This is a genomic window from Streptomyces sp. NRRL S-340 (genome assembly GCF_000720185.1).
Taxonomy (GTDB): domain Bacteria; phylum Actinomycetota; class Actinomycetes; order Streptomycetales; family Streptomycetaceae; genus Streptomyces.
In genome coordinates, this window is sequence record NZ_JOIY01000010.1 from 43,457 (window position 1) to 58,814 (window position 15,358).

The following is a 15,358-nucleotide window of genomic DNA, read 5'->3' on the forward strand; positions in this document are numbered from 1 at the left end:
GTCAGCGTGCGGCCGGCCGCACCGGCGGCGGCCCGGGGTGCAGGCCGCGACCGTCGGCCGGGCCGGCCGGGAGCCGGAGCGGAGTCCCGCGCGGCCTCCGGGGCGCCCGGTGGTCCACCTGGTGGCACACCCCGTTATTCACCAGGTTGTCCGACCCGTGGAAGGTTCGCGCACTTCACCCAATCCGCTGCGTACCGCGTCAAACGGAACCCGGGCGGGATCGTCACTCTGGCCAGATGTTGAACTTGCAAGTACAGATTAGGCCGACCTAACCTAGGTCACCCGTTCGGACGCGTCCCCCAGCCGGCCCCTCCCCGGGCCGGCCTGACCGAAGGAGCACCCCCCATGACCGGCTTGACCGGACGTCTCAACTCCGCGCAGCCCTATGTCCTCGGCCTCTTCCGCATCGTCGTGGGACTGGTCTTCTTCTGCCACGGCGCCGCGTCCCTCTTCGGCGTGCTCGGCGGCGCGCCGGGCACCCACGGCGGCACGCTCGCGGCCGGCACCTGGCCGAACTGGTACGCGGCGGTGATCCAGGTGGTCGGCGGCGCCCTGGTGATGCTGGGCCTGGGCACCCGCGCCGCCGCGTTCGTCGCCTCCGGCTCCATGGCCTTCGCCTACTTCGACGTGCACCAGAAGGCGGCGCTGTGGCCGATCCAGAACGGCGGCGAGATGCCGGTGATGTTCTGCTGGGCCTTCCTGCTGCTGGTCTTCACCGGGTCCGGCGCGTTCGCCCTGGACGGGCTGCTCGCCCGGCGCTCGGCGCAGCAAAGCCCCGCCGCCGAGCAGACACCGGTCGCGGCCTGACGGCCTCCCGGCCCGCCTCCGGCCGCGGCCCCGGCACGGCACCCGCTCGGCGCGGCACCCGCCCCCGCCGCGGCGCGCACCGAGGCCGGGCGCGGGGCCCGGCCGCCTCGCGCTCCTTGAGCCGCGTGGCCTGCCGGCTCCCGCGAACGCTCGATCCTCGCCCCCCTGCTCCCCGCACGAACACCTGAGCCCCCCGTGGACCTCCTGTCACACCGCAGGCGTACGCTGTATGGCTGTTCACAGACCGCCCCTGCCGCTCCCCCGCGACATCGCGGCACACGGTCCGGTCCACGGGGGAGTTCAGGGAGTTCGCGGTGCTGGAGAGTGTGGCGAGGGTGGGGGCGCTCACCGGCACTCCGTGGATCTATGTCGCGGTGACCCTCTCGGTGCTGCTCGACGTCTTCCTGCCGGTGCTGCCCAGCGGTGTCCTGATCGTGACGGCCGCCACGGCGGCCGCCGCCGGCACGGGCGCCGCGGCCGGGCACGTCCCGCACGACGTGCCCGACATCCTCGCGCTGATCCTGTGCGCCGCCACGGCCTCGGTGCTGGGCGACCTCTTCGCCTACCGCCTGGCCCGGCGCGGCGGCGAGCGCCTGGACCGGGCCATCGCCCGCTCCCGCAGGCTCAGCACCGCGCAGGAACGGCTCGGCGCGGCCCTCGCGCGGGGCGGCGGCGGTGCGCTCGTGGTGATCGCCCGGTTCGCCCCGGCCGGCCGCTCGGTCGTCTCGTTCAGCGCGGGCGCGGCGCACCGCCGGGTGCGCGAGTTCCTGCCCTGGTCCGCGCTGGCCGGCCTGTCCTGGGCCGCCTACAGCGTGGCGCTCGGCTACTTCGGCACCCGCTGGCTGGGCGCCGCCTGGCTCGCCACCTGCGTCTCCGTGGCGGCCCTGTTCGTGGCGGGCGCCGGGGCCGCGTACCTGATGCGCCGCACCCCGGAACACCCGAAGGCGTCCTAGGCGTCCCAGGCACCCTCGGCGCCGTCAGCGGTCTCCGTCCGCCCGGCCCGGCGGGCGGCCCTCACCCGGCCGCCGCGCGCGTCCCCTGTCCCCGCACCTCCAGTCCCGCGAGCAGTTCCTCCGTGGCCGCCGCGATCACCTCGACCGCGTGGTCGAAGACCTCGCGGTTGTGCGCGGCGGGCGCGCGGAACCCCGACACCTTGCGGACGTACTGCAGCGCGGCGGCGCGGATCTCGTCACCCGTCGCCTCCTCGGGCAGGGCGGGCGGACGCAGCGTCTTGATGCTCCGGCACATGTCTCCAGTCTCCTCACTGCGGGCCGTCGGGCCGGCCCGCCGGTGCCGTCAGGTCGAGGCACCAGTCGTTGGTCGTGATCCAGTGGCCCTCGGGATACTCGAACTCGACCGCTCCCAGCAGGGTGAAGCCGGCCCGGCGGCAGACGCCGTTGGAGGCGGGGTGGTCCACGCTCGGATACGCGTGCAGGCGGCGGTGCGTGCCGGCGGCACGCGCCTGTGCCACCAGCGCCGACGCCGCGCGCGCCGCCAGCCCCCGCCCCTGGAAGGCGGGCGATATCGCCCATCCCGTCTCCCACACGGTCTCGCCCCGCCAGGACCGCTCCCAGAAGCCGATCGAGCCCACGGTGCGACCGTCGCCCGCCGACACCACCCGGTACATCCGGCCGGCCGGCAGCTCCAGGTAGCGCCGGTGGCGCTCGGCGAGCTTCTCCTCGCTCTCCGGACCGCCCAGGTGCGCGGTCATCGCGGGGCTGTTGTGCAGCCGCAGCAGCCACAGGTCGTCCTCGCCCCAGGGTTCCAGCCGTACCGCCGCCGTGTCCGTGCCACCGTCCGTCTTCTCCATTCCGCCACCGTAGGACAGGGGTCTGACAACGGGCCGCGACCGGCGATTTCTCGAACGGATGAGCCCACCGAAGCGAGTCGCGACCCAAAATCGAACAGGCGTAGCATTGCGCCGTGGCTACGCCCTATGACTTCCCGAGTGACCTCCTCGCCGGCCAGGAGGAGCTGCATCAGGTCCGGGCCGAGCTGTCCGCCCTGCTGAAACGGCTGCCGTGGTCGGTCGAACCGCTGGACGGGTTCAGCGACGACGGCGGCTGGCGCAAGGTGGAACGCCCCGCCTCCCCGGGCTGGACCGCCGACGAACAGGCCGAGGTGGAGAAGCTCCGCCGCCGCGAGCACGAGCTGGCGGTGTTCGTCACCACCCACCGGTACTGGTCCGAGTTCACCGGCACCGACGCCGTCACCGCCCGCAGCCGGCTCAAGCACGCCCGCGAGGACGCCGGGCCCGGAGGCGAGGCCGGGGACGACGGCGCATGATCCGCCGCCGCCCGGCCCGGAGCCGCGGCACCGCGCCCCGGGGCGCACAACGGGTTTGCGGGGCAGTCCCCCTGGCAGGGTAGGCTGTCCACTCGTCCCGGGTGCGTAGCTCAGGGGTAGAGCGCCTGCCTTACAAGCAGGATGTCGGCGGTTCGAAACCGTCCGCGCCCACCGGTCTCGGACACGAGCGAAGGCCCGGCTCCACGGGGTGTCCCCGAGGAGCCGGGCCTTCGGCGTCCCCGCGGCGCACGCACCGGGCACGGGGGTTTTCCCCACCCCCGATCCGCCGGTGCACCGGATTCTCCGCCCCGCCCGCTCCCCCTACGGTCGATGGTGACCACAGCGGAACACACCGTCCGCAGCCGTCCGCGTCAGCCCGTACCGGCCTGTCCCAGGGGGAGACCGTCATGTCCCGAACCGTTCCCGTCCGTGCCGCCGCCGTCACCGGCGTGGTCGCGGCCCTGCTCGCCACGGCGACCGCCTGCGGCGGATCGGCCGGGGACGACAAGGACCCCGACCACCGCTCCTTCGCCCTGCACGGCCGCACCCTGACCGTGGACTCCGACGACTCGGCGCTGGAGATCGTCGCCGCCGACGACGTCAAGGCGCGGACCGTCCGGGTCACCCGGTGGTTCAAGGGCCACGTGCTGGTGGGCGACGACCCGCGGGTGACCTGGTCCATGAGGGACGACCGGCTGGTGCTGCGCCTGAAGTGCTCCGGGATCGTCGCCGACTGCGACGCAAGGCACCGGATCGAGGTACCGCGCGGCGTCACCGTGAAGGTGCGGGAGAAGGACGGCAGCGTGCGGGCGCACGGCTTCAGGGATCCGCTGGACATCCGCACCTCGGACGGGTCCGTGCGCGTCACCGGCAGCACCGGACCGCTGGAACTGCGCACCCACGACGGCTCCGTGCGGGCGGAGGTCTCCTCGCGCCGGGTGCGGGCCACCACCGTCGACGGCTCGGTCCACCTCGACCTGGGCGCCGTGCCCGACCTGGTCGACGCGCACACCTCCGACGCCTCCGTCACCGTGGCACTGCCCCGGGCCCCGTACCGGGTGACGACGAAGACCCACGACGGCTCCACCCATGTGTCGGTGCCCCGCGACGGCTCCAGCGCCCACGTCGTGTCCGCGCGGACCGCCGACGGAAGCATCACGGTGCGTACGGCGAACTGATCGGCCCGTGTGTTCGTCCTGCACAGGTGGGAGAATGATTTCCACGCTGATTCCACGCGGGGCGGACGACGGCACGGGGAGAGGGATGACGGCCACACCGGCGGCAGGGGCGACACCACCCACTCCGGCTGCTCCTGTCACGCGGACAGGACCGGCCTCTCCACCGGCACCGGCCACCCCGACCGCACCGGCCACGGTCACGGCAGCGGCCACCCCGGCCGCAGCGACCACGGTCACGGTCACGAAGGCATCGGCCGTCCCGGGCGCACCGGCCCCGGACACGACGGCATCCGCCGCACCGGCCACTGCGCGGCGACCGGCCGCCGCCCCGCCAGGACCGGCCACCGCGCGGAAACCAGCCACCCCGGCAGGACCAGCCACCCCGGCAGGACCGGCCACCCCGCCCGCGTCCCGCCCATCCAGCCGGCCGCGCGCGGCCTCCCGGCGGTCCCGCTCCGGGGCCCGGCCCGCCGGCGACGTCCTCGCCCTCGTGGCGCTGCCCCTGTTCGCCGTGTTGGCGCTGCCCGGCGCCTTCGCCGGCGGCGGCACCCGGCGCTGGTTCGGCGGCCGGGCCGAGAGCCAGCGGGCCGAGGCGCAGGCGGCCAAGGACGCGGCGGCGTCCGCCTTCTACGAACTGGACACCGCCCAGCGCGACCTGCGGATCTCGATGGAGACCATCACGGCCGTCGACGCCTCGCCGGCCGCCCGCCGCGCGGTCGCCGACTTCGAGGCGCTGGGCCTGCGGATCGACGAGGCCAGCCGGCGCTACATCCAGGCCGTCGACGCGACCGATCTGGACCGCGACGACCTGGAGGCCTCCGCCGCCGCCCGGGCCCGCGCCGACCTGACCGCCGCGAAGGACGAACTGCTGAACGTCAAGCGCGAGCTGGACCGTTTCAGCAGTGGGCTCGGGCCGCTGCTCGGCAAGGCCGAGACCCAGCTGGCCCGGCTCGCGCCCGCCGTCGAGCGCGCCCGGCAGGCACTGCTGGCCGCCAGCGACGCGCTGGACGCGGCCCGGGGCGCCGGGCTCAGGGCGGACGACCTCGCGGCCCGGCTGGCCGCGCTCGCCCCCGAGCTGACGAAGCTGAACCAGGGTGCGGGGCAGCACGGCGTGCAGGCGACGCTGGAGCGGGCCGAGCGGGTGTCGCGGGAGGCGGAGGCGATCCGGGCCGAGGCCGGGCGGCTGCCGGAGAAGGCCGCCGAGATCGACCACCGGCTGGTGTCCCTGCGCACCCGGGCGCAGGCGCTGACCACCCGCAGCGGTCAGGTGGAGCCGGTCCTCAGCGAGCTGCGGCGGCGGTTCACGGCCGCCTGCTGGCAGGACCTCCAGCACGTCCCCGAGCAGGCCGCGCAGAACGTGCGGCAGGCCGAGGCGAGACTGAAGGAGGCGCAGGCCGCCCGGGACGCGCAGCGCTGGCCGGACGCGACCGCGCTGCTGTCGACGGTGCGCGCGCTGCTGAACACCACCGACGAGGCGGTCTCGGCGGCCGGGGACCGGCTGACGCGGCTCAACGCCGTGCAGAAGGACCCGCAGGGAGAGATCGAGAAGACCCGGTTCGCGATCCGGGACGCGCAGCGGCTCGCGATGACGGGCCGTACGACGCCGGATCCGCGGCACGCACGTCCGCTGGACGACGCGGTGGCCCGGCTGGAACGGGCGGTCACGGGCCTGGAGGGCCGCCATCCGGACTACTGGCACTTCCTGACGGAGACCGACGCGGTCCGGCGGACGGCGGCCCGGGTGGTGTCGCAGATCCGCGAGGAGCGGGGAGCCGGTCACTGAGGCCGGGGCCCGCGGCGGCCCGGCTCCCGCTCCGTCGAGAGCCGCGGACAGAAGTGGTGCCCGCCGGGGCCCGCTTCTGTCCGGGGCTCTAAGACACCGGTGGTGGCACCGGTGGCGGTCACGTGCGGTAGGCGTAGTAGTACGCGTTCGGGTACGACGCGATGAGGCTCGCCACCGACCTGTTGTAGGTGTTGGTGGAGTGGTACGACACGTACGGCACGCCCTGCGGGCTGCGGTAGGTGACGATCATGGAGTGGTCCTTGGACCCGTCCCGGTTGAAGTCCACCTGCAGCACGTCACCGACGTCCATCTGGTAGACGTACGGCAGGCTGGTGACCCGCTTGGAGGACAGGGCGAACCAGGAGAACTCGTTGACCCCGATGAACGAGTCCGACTGGATCTCGTTGTTGCCGAACCACTTGTGGAAGTCGGTCGTGTAGCCGGGGACGTGCTTCCAGCCGCCGGCCTTCAGGGACTGGCTGACGAAGTTGGTGCAGTCGCCGCCGGCCCCCTGCCCGTTGAAGTTCGGGTAGTCCGGGTTGTAGTTGCTCCAGTACTTCTTCGCGTACGCCGCCATGGCCTGGTAGTCGTACGTGCCCGAAGTGAGGTTCTTCTTGTTGGCCGGGGCGCTCTTCGCCGTCGACGAGCGCGGCGCGTCCGGCGGGTTGCCGTCGTCGGCGGCCGTGGCGGGCTTCGCGGCCGGCGGGGCGGCGGGCTGGTTCACGGCCACGCCGTCGTCGGTGTCGCGGATGCCGGTGAGCTGCCAGTCGCCGTGCTTGTCGGCGTGGAACGACAGTTCGTGGTGCGCCTGGAAGCCGGTGTTCTTCGGCTCGTTGCCGCGGACCTTCTCGTAGGTCAGGGTCGTGCTCTCGGTCACCGCGACCTTGGCGTCGTGGCCCTTGACCTGGGTGGCGTCCAGCGTGACGGTGGTGTTGCCCGCGCTGTACTTCTCGCCGAGCTTCTCCAGACGGTCCTTGCGGCCGCGCAGTTCGGACAGCGCGGAGTCCTCGTGGTGGGACTGCGTGCCGGACATGCGGACCTTGCCGGAGAAGCGCGAGGACAGCCGCTCGTGGTGCCCCTTCTTCCCGTGCTCGCCGCCGGTGTCGCCGTCGACCAGGGCCTGGGTGCGGTCGGTGAAGACCGCGTCCGCGAGCTTCTGGAAGGTGGCCTTGGTGGCCGCGTCCACCGTCGGGTCGTCGGTGACCGCCGCGCCCGCGCTCCAGTTGGGCACCAGGGCCACGCCCGCGACCACCGAGGCGGCAGCGGCGGTGACTATGGTGGCGCGACGCCGCTTACGGCTCAGTTTTCTGGATTTCAATGATGTTCCCCTCTACGCCGGTACACCTACCGGGCGGTCGCATCTTCGCATGACGTGAGCGCCGGTTGTGAAGAGGGTGTGCGCAAGTGCAACCAAGGGGTTACCGGGCTCACTTGACCACCGAGGACCAGTCGGGCGACTGCGCCGGATCCAGTCCGCGCAGGGCCTGCAGCGTCTCGGGCTTCTGCACGTCCATCCAGTCCGCCAGCTCCCTGAACGACACGCACTTGACGCCCTCTTTGGTGCAGACGTTCTTGATGACCTGGTCGATGGACTTCATGTAGATGCCGCCGTTCCAGTCCTCGAAGTGGTTGCCGATGAACAGCGGTGCCCGGCTGCCGTAGTAGGCGCGGTTGAAGCCCGCCATGTAGGAGTCGACGGTCTGCTTCTCCCACTGCGAGTACTTGGCGGGGTCGCCCTTGGTCTCGCCCGCGGACTGGTTGTAGAGGAAGTTGAAGTCCATGGACAGGCCCTGGTACTTGCCGGACTCGTAGGGCAGCATCTGGAGCGGGAAGTCCCAGATGCCGTTCTTCTTCGCGGGCCAGATCTGGAAGTCACCGGGCGAGGAGGCGTCGTAGCGCCAGCCGTAGTCCTTCATCGCCTTCAGGAGGTTGGGCTGGCCCTCCAGGCAGGGCGCACGGCCGCCGGTGACCTCCTTGCGGAAGTCGAAGGGCAGCGGCGCGACGTCCTTGAACCCGGTGTTGGTCTTCCACTTCTCCACGAAGTCGTAGAACTGGTCGATCTCGCTCTTCCACTCCTCGACGCTCCAGTCGCCGCCGCCCTTCTTGCCGCAGAAGTGGCCGTTGAAGTGGGTGCCGATCTCGTTGCCCTGCTCGTAGGCGAGGCGCAGTTGTCCCAGGGTGTCGCGGATGTGCTCGTCGGTGGCGTAGTCGATGGCGGCGTCACCGGGGTTGTGCATCGGCGGGTGGTAGAGGCTCTTCTTGCTCTTGGGCAGCAGGTAGATGCCCGTGAGGAAGAAGGTCATGTGGGCGTTGTACTCCTTGGCCAGCTCCCGGTAGTGGGAGAACAGGTGGTCGCTGCCCTCCAGCGCGCCGTCCCAGGAGAACACCACGAACTGCGGCGGCTTCTCGCCCGGTTTGAGCGGTACGGGCTTCAACTCGCCCTTCTGCGGCCCGGTGTAGGAGGTGGAGCCGTCGCCGAGGACCTTGACCTTGCCGTCCCACTCGGGCTCCTTGCTCGCCGTGGGCGAGGGCGCGGGGCTCTCGCGGGCGGTGCCCTTCACCCCGTCCGAGGCGGTCGGCGTGGTGGAGTCGGGGCGGGTCAGGGCGAGGAAGCCGGCCACCACGGAGGCGACGACCAGGAAGGCGGCCAGGGTGATGAAGTGCGGTCGGGAGGGGCGGCGGCGCGCGGGGGCCTTGCGACGGCGGCCGGGGGGCGGCTTCATGGGCGGCTCGAATCTGCGTGGGGAGGGCTGCGGGAGGCTGCCGCAGGCTCCGCTGGGCGGGGGACGCCGGCAGCGGGGGCGGCTCACGAGACGGGTCAGCCGAGTGGCGTCATGGCACCCTCCCAGATGGAGTACGGGACGCTGCCGGTTCCGGCGGTGTCGATCCCCTTCAGCGGCAGCGGTTCCAGGCTCTTGGCCAGGTCCATGCGGTAGAGGACGACCGCCGTGGTCACCTTCCGGGCGCTGCCCACGTACCAGGCGGCGGTGTCGTCCTCGGTGGTGCCGGCCTTGCCGGTGACCCTGGCCGCTGCCGGGGCCGCCCCGGGGTGGGCGGTGCGGAAGGCGTCGGCGAGCGCGTCGGCGACCTGCTGGGCGACGCGGGTGCTGACCGCCTGCCCGCTCAGCGGGCGGTCCACCGGCACGGCGGAGCCGTTGCGGGTGATGCGGAGCACCGAGTACGGCTCGGTGTGCACGCCCGCGGCGTCGAAGGTGGCGTAGCCGCTGGCCATGCGGATGGCGCTGGGCCGCGCGTTGCCCGTGGACAGGGCGGGCACCTGCGGTCCCATGCTGGAGGACAGCAGCCCGGAGGCGACGGCGGTCTCCTTGACCTTGTCCAGGCCGGTGTCCATGCCGAGCTGCATGAACGGCGTGTTCACGGACTGCGCGAGCGCCTTGCGCAGGGTGACGGGTCCGAAGGACTTCTTGCCGTCGTTGTGGGCGGCGACCTTGCGGCCGCTGCGGTCCCAGTAGGGGCCCTCGGGCGTGTGGACGGGCACGGCGTCGTCCCCGTCGTAGACGGTGTCCGGGGAGATCTGCACGCGGGGGGCGTCGCGCTGTTTGACGACACCGTGCTCCAGGCCGGCCGCGTAGACGAACGGCTGGAAGGCCGAACCGGCCGGGACGGTGGCGGCGTTGGACTCGTTGTAGCCCTGCGTACGGTGGTCGGGGCCGCCGTAGACGGCGACGATCCGGCCGTCGGCGGCCACCGATGCGGCGCCGTAGTGCGCGCTCTTCGCCGTCTTCGGGTCGCTCTCCCGGGCCTTCTTGCGGGCCTTGGTGACGACGTCTGTGAGGGCGGTCTCCCGCTTGCGGTCGAAGGTCGTGTAGATCTGGTAGCCGCCCAGGTCGAAGTCCTTGTCGGACAGGTGCGCGGTGTCCTTGGCGTACTGCGACGCCAGTTCGACCAGATAGTCGCTCTGCTGGCCGGTGTCGGAGAGCGGGTTGCGCTTGAGCGGCTCGGGGAACGTCGTGTACTTGGCGCGCTCGTCCTTCGACAGCTTGCCGATCTTGACCATGCGGTCCAGGGTCCACTTCCAGCGCTTGACGGCGCGGGCGTGGTTCGCCGGGCCGAGCGTGGGGTCGTACAGACCCGCGCCCTTGAGCAGGGAGGCGAGGAACGCGGCCTCGCTGGCGTTGAGTTCGCTGACGTCCTTGCCGTAATAGGCCTGGGCGGCGCGCTGGATGCCGTAGGTGCCGCGGCCGAACCAGCTGGTGTTCAGATAGCCCTCGAGGATCTTGTCCTTGCTCATCTTGTTGTCGAGCTTGAGGGAGATCATCGCCTCGGTGAACTTGCGGCTGACGGTCTGGTTCTGCGTCAGGTAGACGTTCTTGACGTACTGCTGGGTGATGGTCGAGCCGCCCTCGGTGTCACCCTTGCCGACGGTCCGCCACAGGGCGCGGGTGATGCCCTTGAAGGAGATGCCCGGGTCGCTGTAGAAGCTCTCGTTCTCGGCGGCGAGCACCGCCCAGCGGACGTCCTCGGGTATGTCCTTCAGGGGCATCGCCTGGCGCTGCACCCAGCCGGTGCGGGCCATGGGGGTGCCGTCGGACCAGAAGTAGACGTTGTCCTGCTGGGTGGCGTACGAGTTCAGGTTCTCCGGTATGTCCGTGGCGGCGTAGGCGACGACGAGGAAGACGGTGGTCAGGCCGATGCCGGAGAAGGCGAGGCCGATCCACTGCCGCCAGGAGGGCATCCAGCGGCGCCAGCCGGTGCGTCCGCGGCGGGGGTAGACCGGTTTGAGCTTGCGGGCCCAGGGTGCGAGCACCGCGAGGAAGGGCGCCAGACGCCGGGCGACGGGGTCGGTGACGCGGGTGACGGCGTGCGGCAGGATGCGCGGCCGGCTCGGCTTGCGGCGACCGGCCCGCCGCCGGGGCGTGCGGGCGCTGTCCGAGGCGCGGGACGCTTCGGACGCAGGGGCGTCCTCGGACGCGGGGGACGCCTCGGAGGCGCGGGTCGGGTCCGGTGCGCTCGGGTCGGAGGCGCGGGTCGGGTCCGGCTTCGGCCGGAAGACGCGCAGTTGCATGGTCTCGTGCGGCTGCGACTGAGGCCCGTCCGGTTCCCGCGGACCCCTGCCGTCCGGTCCCCGCGTGCCCCGGCCGTCCGGTCCCCGTGTGCCCCGCTCGTCCGTCTCCCGCCGGCGCGGCTCGCCGGATTCCCGCTCGCCGCGCTCCTGCGGCCGCCGCGGGCTTCCGGGCGTACGCGCGCGCAGGGCGTCGACCTTCAGCTGCATCGTCTCGTCCGGGCGCGGTGCGGCACCGGAGTCCTGCCGTGCCGCGCGCTCCTCGCGGCGCAGCGCGTCGACGTTCAACTGGACGGTCTCGTCCGCGCGTTCCCGCTTCCCGGGTTCGCCCCCGCCCGTGTCCTGCCCGCCCGTGTCCTGCCCGTCCGGGGCGCTGCCCGGCCCGGCGCGGCGCGCCCGGGGTGGGCGGCCTTCCTCCGGAAGGCCCTCCCCCTGCCCTGCCTCGCTCACGACTGCGTCTCCCTCCGCACCCCGTGTTGCTCGCGCGGGTCGACACAGCCGCCGCAACCGCGGCCGCCTGCCCCCTCACTCCCAGCCGCTTCGCGGCCCTCACGGCGAGACAAAATTATCAGCCGTCTTTTCAATTCCTCCGCATGAGAACGGGACAGAAGCGAACACACAAGAACCACCAAGCTTTGTGTCTCCGGTCACGCCCGTCGGGGCCTGTCCTAACCTGGACGCATGCCTCGCTACGAGTACCGCTGCCGCAGTTGCGGCGACACCTTCGAACTGAACCGTCCCATGGCGCGGTCCGCCGACCCGGCGACCTGCCCCGCCGGGCACGACGACACCGTCAAGCTGCTGTCCACGGTCGCGGTGGGCGGCTCCGCGAGCGCCCCGCGCGCCCAGGGACCGGGCGGCGGGGGCGGCTGCTGCGGCGGGGGCTGCTGCGGCTGACCGGCGCGGTCGGCCGGGCGGCGTCCGCACCCGCCCGGCCCGTGTCAGCGCGGTGCGGCGGCCGCCGCGAGGAACTCCCGTACGATCCGCTCCCCCGCCAGCACCCCGCGCTCGGGCAGCGCGCTGATTCCGGGGGCCGTCCAGCCCGTCTCCGCCAGTTCCCCGTGGCCCGGCCGCCAGCCGCGGTCCACGGCCAGCAGCAGGTCGGCGTCCAGCAGCGCGTCGCCCGCCCCGAGCACCAGATCGGCCCCGGTGCGGCGGGCGACCTCGCGGACGGCGGCGCCCTTGGTGAGCGGCTCGGGGACGGCGTAGAGCTTGCGGCCCTGGAGCGAGACCGTCCAGCCGCGCTGCCCGGCCCACGCCACCAGTTCCTTCACCCACTGCTCGGGCAGCAGGTCGCGCTCCACGACGAGATAGGCGAACAGGTCCTCGGCGGTGCGGTGCTTGCGCACCCACGCCGGGTCGGCGGTCCGCAGCAGGTGCTCGCGCACCTCGCCGAGCGGCGCGCACTCCTCGGCCAGCCGGCCGGTGACCTGCCGGTGCCAGTCCTGGTCCCAGACGCCGTCGGCCAGCAGGTGGCCGCCGTTGGCGCAGACCGCGTAGGCCGGGGCGGGGCCGGGGAGGCTGACGCGCAGGTACTGCTCGCGGGTGCGGGTCGTGGCCGGTACGAACAGCGCCGTTTCCCCGAGGCCGCCGAGCAGCCCGGCCGCGGTCTCCGTCATGAACGACAGCGGTCTTCCCTCGTACACCTCCACGCACAGCAGCCGCGGCGCCCGCTCGTCCGGGACGGCCAGGGCCAGCGCCCCGGCGGAGTAGATGAGCGTGCGGTCGAGGTCGCTGGCCACCAGTACCGGCATCAGAGGGCCACCGCCTTCCCGTCGGCGCCGGTCGCCCCGCGCGTGTAGCGGGGGTGGATCAGCCCCACGCAGGTGTACGGCAGTGCGTCCACCTCCTCGACGGGCACCCCGCGCTGCCCGGCCAGCAGGCGCACGTGGTCCAGGTCCGCGCCGGCCCCGGCCCGCGCCAGGATCTTCCACGGCACCCGGCGCAGCAGTACGCGCGTGGTCTCGCCGACGCCCGGCTTGACCAGGTTCACGTCGTGGATGCCGTACTCCTCGCTGATCCGCTCGACCGCCGCCCAGCCCGCCCAGGTCGGTGCGCGGTCGCCGGCCAGCAGTTCCTTGACGGTCACCTCGACGGCGTCGGCGACCTCGCCGAAGCGGGCCGTGACGGTGTCGAGGAAGACGCCGGACAGGTCGGCGCCCGCCAGGTCCCGGTAGAACTTCGCACCGTGGAAGTCGTGCGGTCCGACCAGGTCGGCGCGGAGCACGGTGCGCGAGACGAGCCCGGAGACGGTGGAGTTGAGGCAGGCGGACGGGATGAGGAAGTCCTCCCGGGTGCCGTAGGTGCGTACGCACGAGCCCGGGTCGGCGAGCACGGCGATCTCCGGGTCGAAGCCGGTGGCGCCGCCCGCCTCCTCGAACCGGCGGACCGCCTCGGCGAGTTCCCGGGTGATGGCGCCCTTGCCGGTCCAGCCGTCGACGAAGACGACGTCGGCCGGGTCGTGGTGGGCGGCCAGCCAGCGCAGCGCGTTGGCGTCGATGCCCCGGCCGCGCACGATCGAGACGGCGTAGTGCGGCAGTTCCAGGCCGTGCCGGAAGGCGGCCCAGCGGCGCATCAGCACACCGACGGGCGTTCCGGCGCGGGCCAGGGAGACGAGGACCGGGCGGGGAGAGCGCTCGGCGAGGACGAGTTCGGTGACCGCGCCGACGGCCTGGGCGAGCCGGCCCGCCGAGGCGCCGAGGGCCGCGTGGAACAGCTCCTGGTACTGGGCGCTGGGCTGGTACTCCACCGGCAGGGACTCGGCGTAGTGGGCGCCGCCGCTCTGGATGGCCTCCTCGCGCTCCTCGGTCGGCGCCTCCAGGGTGACGTCCGAGAGGTCCTGGAGCAGCCAGCCGACCTCCTCGGGCGCGTACGAGGAGAAGGCGGGGCCGCGCAGGGGCTCGGGCAGCATGGTGGGACTTTCCTGACTCTCCTGGGCTCCCCGGGCCGGCCGGGGTCCCTCGGCGAAGGCGGGGACGTAGGACGGCACGACCGTGAGCAGGACGTGCGGGGTGTGGTCGGCGAGGCGGGCCAGCAGGCCCCCGGGCGCGTGCAGGGACGGGGTGTCGGCGGCCGAGTCGACGACGACGAGGACGGCGTCGAAGCCGGCGCCCGCCACGTTGTAGGCGTAGCGCTCGCCCGGACCGTCGGCCGGGTCGTCGTGCGCGGGGAAGACCAGGCGGCTGCGGATGGCGTAGCCGGGGTCGTCGACGGCGAGGACGGGTGAGCGGGTGGTGGTGGAGGAACGCACCTCGGCGCCGGTGGCCCGCTCCAGTTCGTGGGCGAGCCGCAGCGGCGCGTACATCAGTTCCTCGCAGCCGAGGACCAGGATCCGGCGGGCGCCGGCGGGCAGGGCGCGCCGCAGCCGGTCCGCCATGGCGGGCAGGGCGCGCTCCAGCCGTTCGCGGTGCGCCGGGGTGAAGCCGTGCCGGGCGCCGTCCGGCAGGCCGCGGGGCCAGTCCAGTCCGACCCGGACGACCTGGCCGGGCGTGTGCCGGGCGGGGGGCGCGGCGGGCTCCTGGGCGTGCGGCGCCGCCTTCTCGTACCGGGCGACCAGTTCCTGTCCCTTCGCCAGGACGCCCTCGGGGAGGCGGACCGTGCCCGAGGCGGCGGCGACGAGGTCGACGCGGGCGCCGATGCCGCGGGCGAAGTCGTCCAGGCGGGCGGTGTCGGCCGCCGAGCGCATGTCCACCAGGGCGACCACCACGTACCGCGTGCGCGGGTGGCGGGCGTGCAGGTCGCGGATGGTGTTCAGGACGGTGCTGCCCGTGGAGAACTCGTCGTCCACCAGCACCAGCGGGCCGCTCGTGGCCAGCAGCGCCGGGTCCTCCGGCAGCAGCAGGTGGGAGGTCGCGTGCGAGTGGGACTCCTCGAAGCCGCCGGCCGGCCGCACGCCGGGGACGGGCCTGCGGGTGGAGTGCAGGTAGGGGACCGCTCCCAGGCCGTCGGCGACCGAGTGGCCCAGGCCGGTCGCGGTCTCCGCGTATCCGAGGACGACGGCACGGGCGGCCTCGCCCTCGCCGAGCAGGTCCCGGACGCGGCGGCCCAGGTCGAGCCCGTGCCCGTAGACCACCGACGGCGACTGCGGTACGTGCTTGCCGAGGACGTGGGAGACCAGGAGGTGGGCGCGCTTGGGGTTGCGGCGCAGCGCGAGTCCGAGCAGGCCGGTCAGTTCGCCGCCGCCCACGAGTTCCACGCCGAGCCGCTCGGCGACCCAGGTGCCGGACCATATGCCGTCGTGCACTGCCTTGTTCATGCGTTCCTTGGGGTGGGGGGCAGGGT

The 15,358-nt window shown here is 73.2% G+C and carries 13 protein-coding genes and 1 tRNA gene; 7 read left to right on the forward strand and 7 right to left on the reverse strand.

The annotated features are described in order from the left end of the window. The first annotated feature begins 354 nt into the window (after positions 1–354). Together IG64_RS09700 and IG64_RS09705 are read left to right on the forward strand one after the other, a co-directional pair. The gene (locus IG64_RS09700) at positions 355–807 is read left to right on the forward strand and encodes a DoxX family protein (RefSeq protein ID WP_037854513.1); all 453 of its coding nucleotides are present in this window, start codon (positions 355–357) and stop codon (positions 805–807) included. Between the two features lie 314 nt (positions 808–1,121). Continuing rightward, positions 1,122–1,760, forward strand: coding sequence for a DedA family protein (locus IG64_RS09705; RefSeq protein WP_037854155.1), 639 nt, complete (start codon positions 1,122–1,124; stop codon positions 1,758–1,760). A gap of 61 nt (positions 1,761–1,821) precedes the next feature. Here IG64_RS09705 and IG64_RS09710 read toward each other — a convergent pair whose 3' ends face one another. Together IG64_RS09710 and IG64_RS09715 are read right to left on the reverse strand one after the other, a co-directional pair. Further along, positions 1,822–2,055, reverse strand: coding sequence for a DUF2277 domain-containing protein (locus tag IG64_RS09710; protein ID WP_037854156.1), 234 nt, complete (start codon positions 2,053–2,055; stop codon positions 1,822–1,824). Between the two features lie 13 nt (positions 2,056–2,068). Then, on the reverse strand, positions 2,069–2,617 hold the full coding sequence (locus tag IG64_RS09715; RefSeq protein ID WP_037854157.1) for a GNAT family N-acetyltransferase: 549 nt from the start codon (positions 2,615–2,617) through the stop codon (positions 2,069–2,071). Between the two features lie 113 nt (positions 2,618–2,730). Between IG64_RS09715 and IG64_RS09720 the strand changes: the two genes are divergently transcribed. From IG64_RS09720 to IG64_RS09735, 4 genes are all read left to right on the forward strand, one after another. Next, the gene (locus IG64_RS09720) at positions 2,731–3,093 is read left to right on the forward strand and encodes a hypothetical protein (protein WP_037854159.1); all 363 of its coding nucleotides are present in this window, start codon (positions 2,731–2,733) and stop codon (positions 3,091–3,093) included. Between the two features lie 99 nt (positions 3,094–3,192). Further along, a tRNA-Val gene (locus IG64_RS09725) sits at positions 3,193–3,264 on the forward strand. A 236-nt stretch (positions 3,265–3,500) separates the two neighbouring features. After that, positions 3,501–4,271, forward strand: coding sequence for a DUF4097 family beta strand repeat-containing protein (locus IG64_RS09730; RefSeq protein ID WP_037854161.1), 771 nt, complete (start codon positions 3,501–3,503; stop codon positions 4,269–4,271). Between the two features lie 490 nt (positions 4,272–4,761). Continuing rightward, positions 4,762–6,054: a hypothetical protein gene (locus IG64_RS09735; protein WP_037854163.1), complete on the forward strand. Its 1,293-nt coding sequence runs from the start codon at positions 4,762–4,764 to the stop codon at positions 6,052–6,054. Positions 6,055–6,172: 118 nt separating this feature from the next. Here the strand turns inward: IG64_RS09735 and IG64_RS09740 are convergent, their stop codons facing one another. The 3 genes from IG64_RS09740 to IG64_RS09750 all read right to left on the reverse strand — a co-directional run bounded on the left by IG64_RS09740 (position 6,173) and on the right by IG64_RS09750 (position 11,287). Then, complete coding sequence (locus tag IG64_RS09740) at positions 6,173–7,306, reverse strand: amidase domain-containing protein (RefSeq protein ID WP_234438467.1); 1,134 nt, start codon at positions 7,304–7,306, stop codon at positions 6,173–6,175. A gap of 175 nt (positions 7,307–7,481) precedes the next feature. Next, a complete protein-coding gene (locus tag IG64_RS09745) occupies positions 7,482–8,777 on the reverse strand; it encodes a lipoprotein (RefSeq protein WP_037854167.1) in 1,296 nt (431 codons plus the stop codon). Positions 8,778–8,872: 95 nt separating this feature from the next. Then, on the reverse strand, positions 8,873–11,287 hold the full coding sequence (locus IG64_RS09750; RefSeq protein ID WP_420709907.1) for a transglycosylase domain-containing protein: 2,415 nt from the start codon (positions 11,285–11,287) through the stop codon (positions 8,873–8,875). Between the two features lie 471 nt (positions 11,288–11,758). Between IG64_RS09750 and IG64_RS09755 the strand changes: the two genes are divergently transcribed. After that, positions 11,759–11,974 carry an FmdB family zinc ribbon protein gene (locus IG64_RS09755; protein ID WP_037854168.1) on the forward strand — a complete coding sequence of 72 codons (216 nt, stop codon included), beginning with the start codon at positions 11,759–11,761 and terminating at the stop codon, positions 11,972–11,974. 44 nt (positions 11,975–12,018) lie between these two features. Here the strand turns inward: IG64_RS09755 and IG64_RS09760 are convergent, their stop codons facing one another. Continuing rightward, positions 12,019–12,831, reverse strand: a complete 813-nt coding sequence (locus IG64_RS09760; RefSeq protein WP_037854169.1) for a hypothetical protein — start codon at positions 12,829–12,831, stop codon at positions 12,019–12,021. Then, entirely contained in the window at positions 12,831–15,332 is a 2,502-nt protein-coding gene (locus tag IG64_RS09765; protein ID WP_037854171.1) for a phosphoribosyltransferase, read from the reverse strand. The genes IG64_RS09760 and IG64_RS09765 overlap by 1 nt, the downstream gene beginning before the upstream one ends. Positions 15,333–15,358 lie beyond the last annotated feature (26 nt).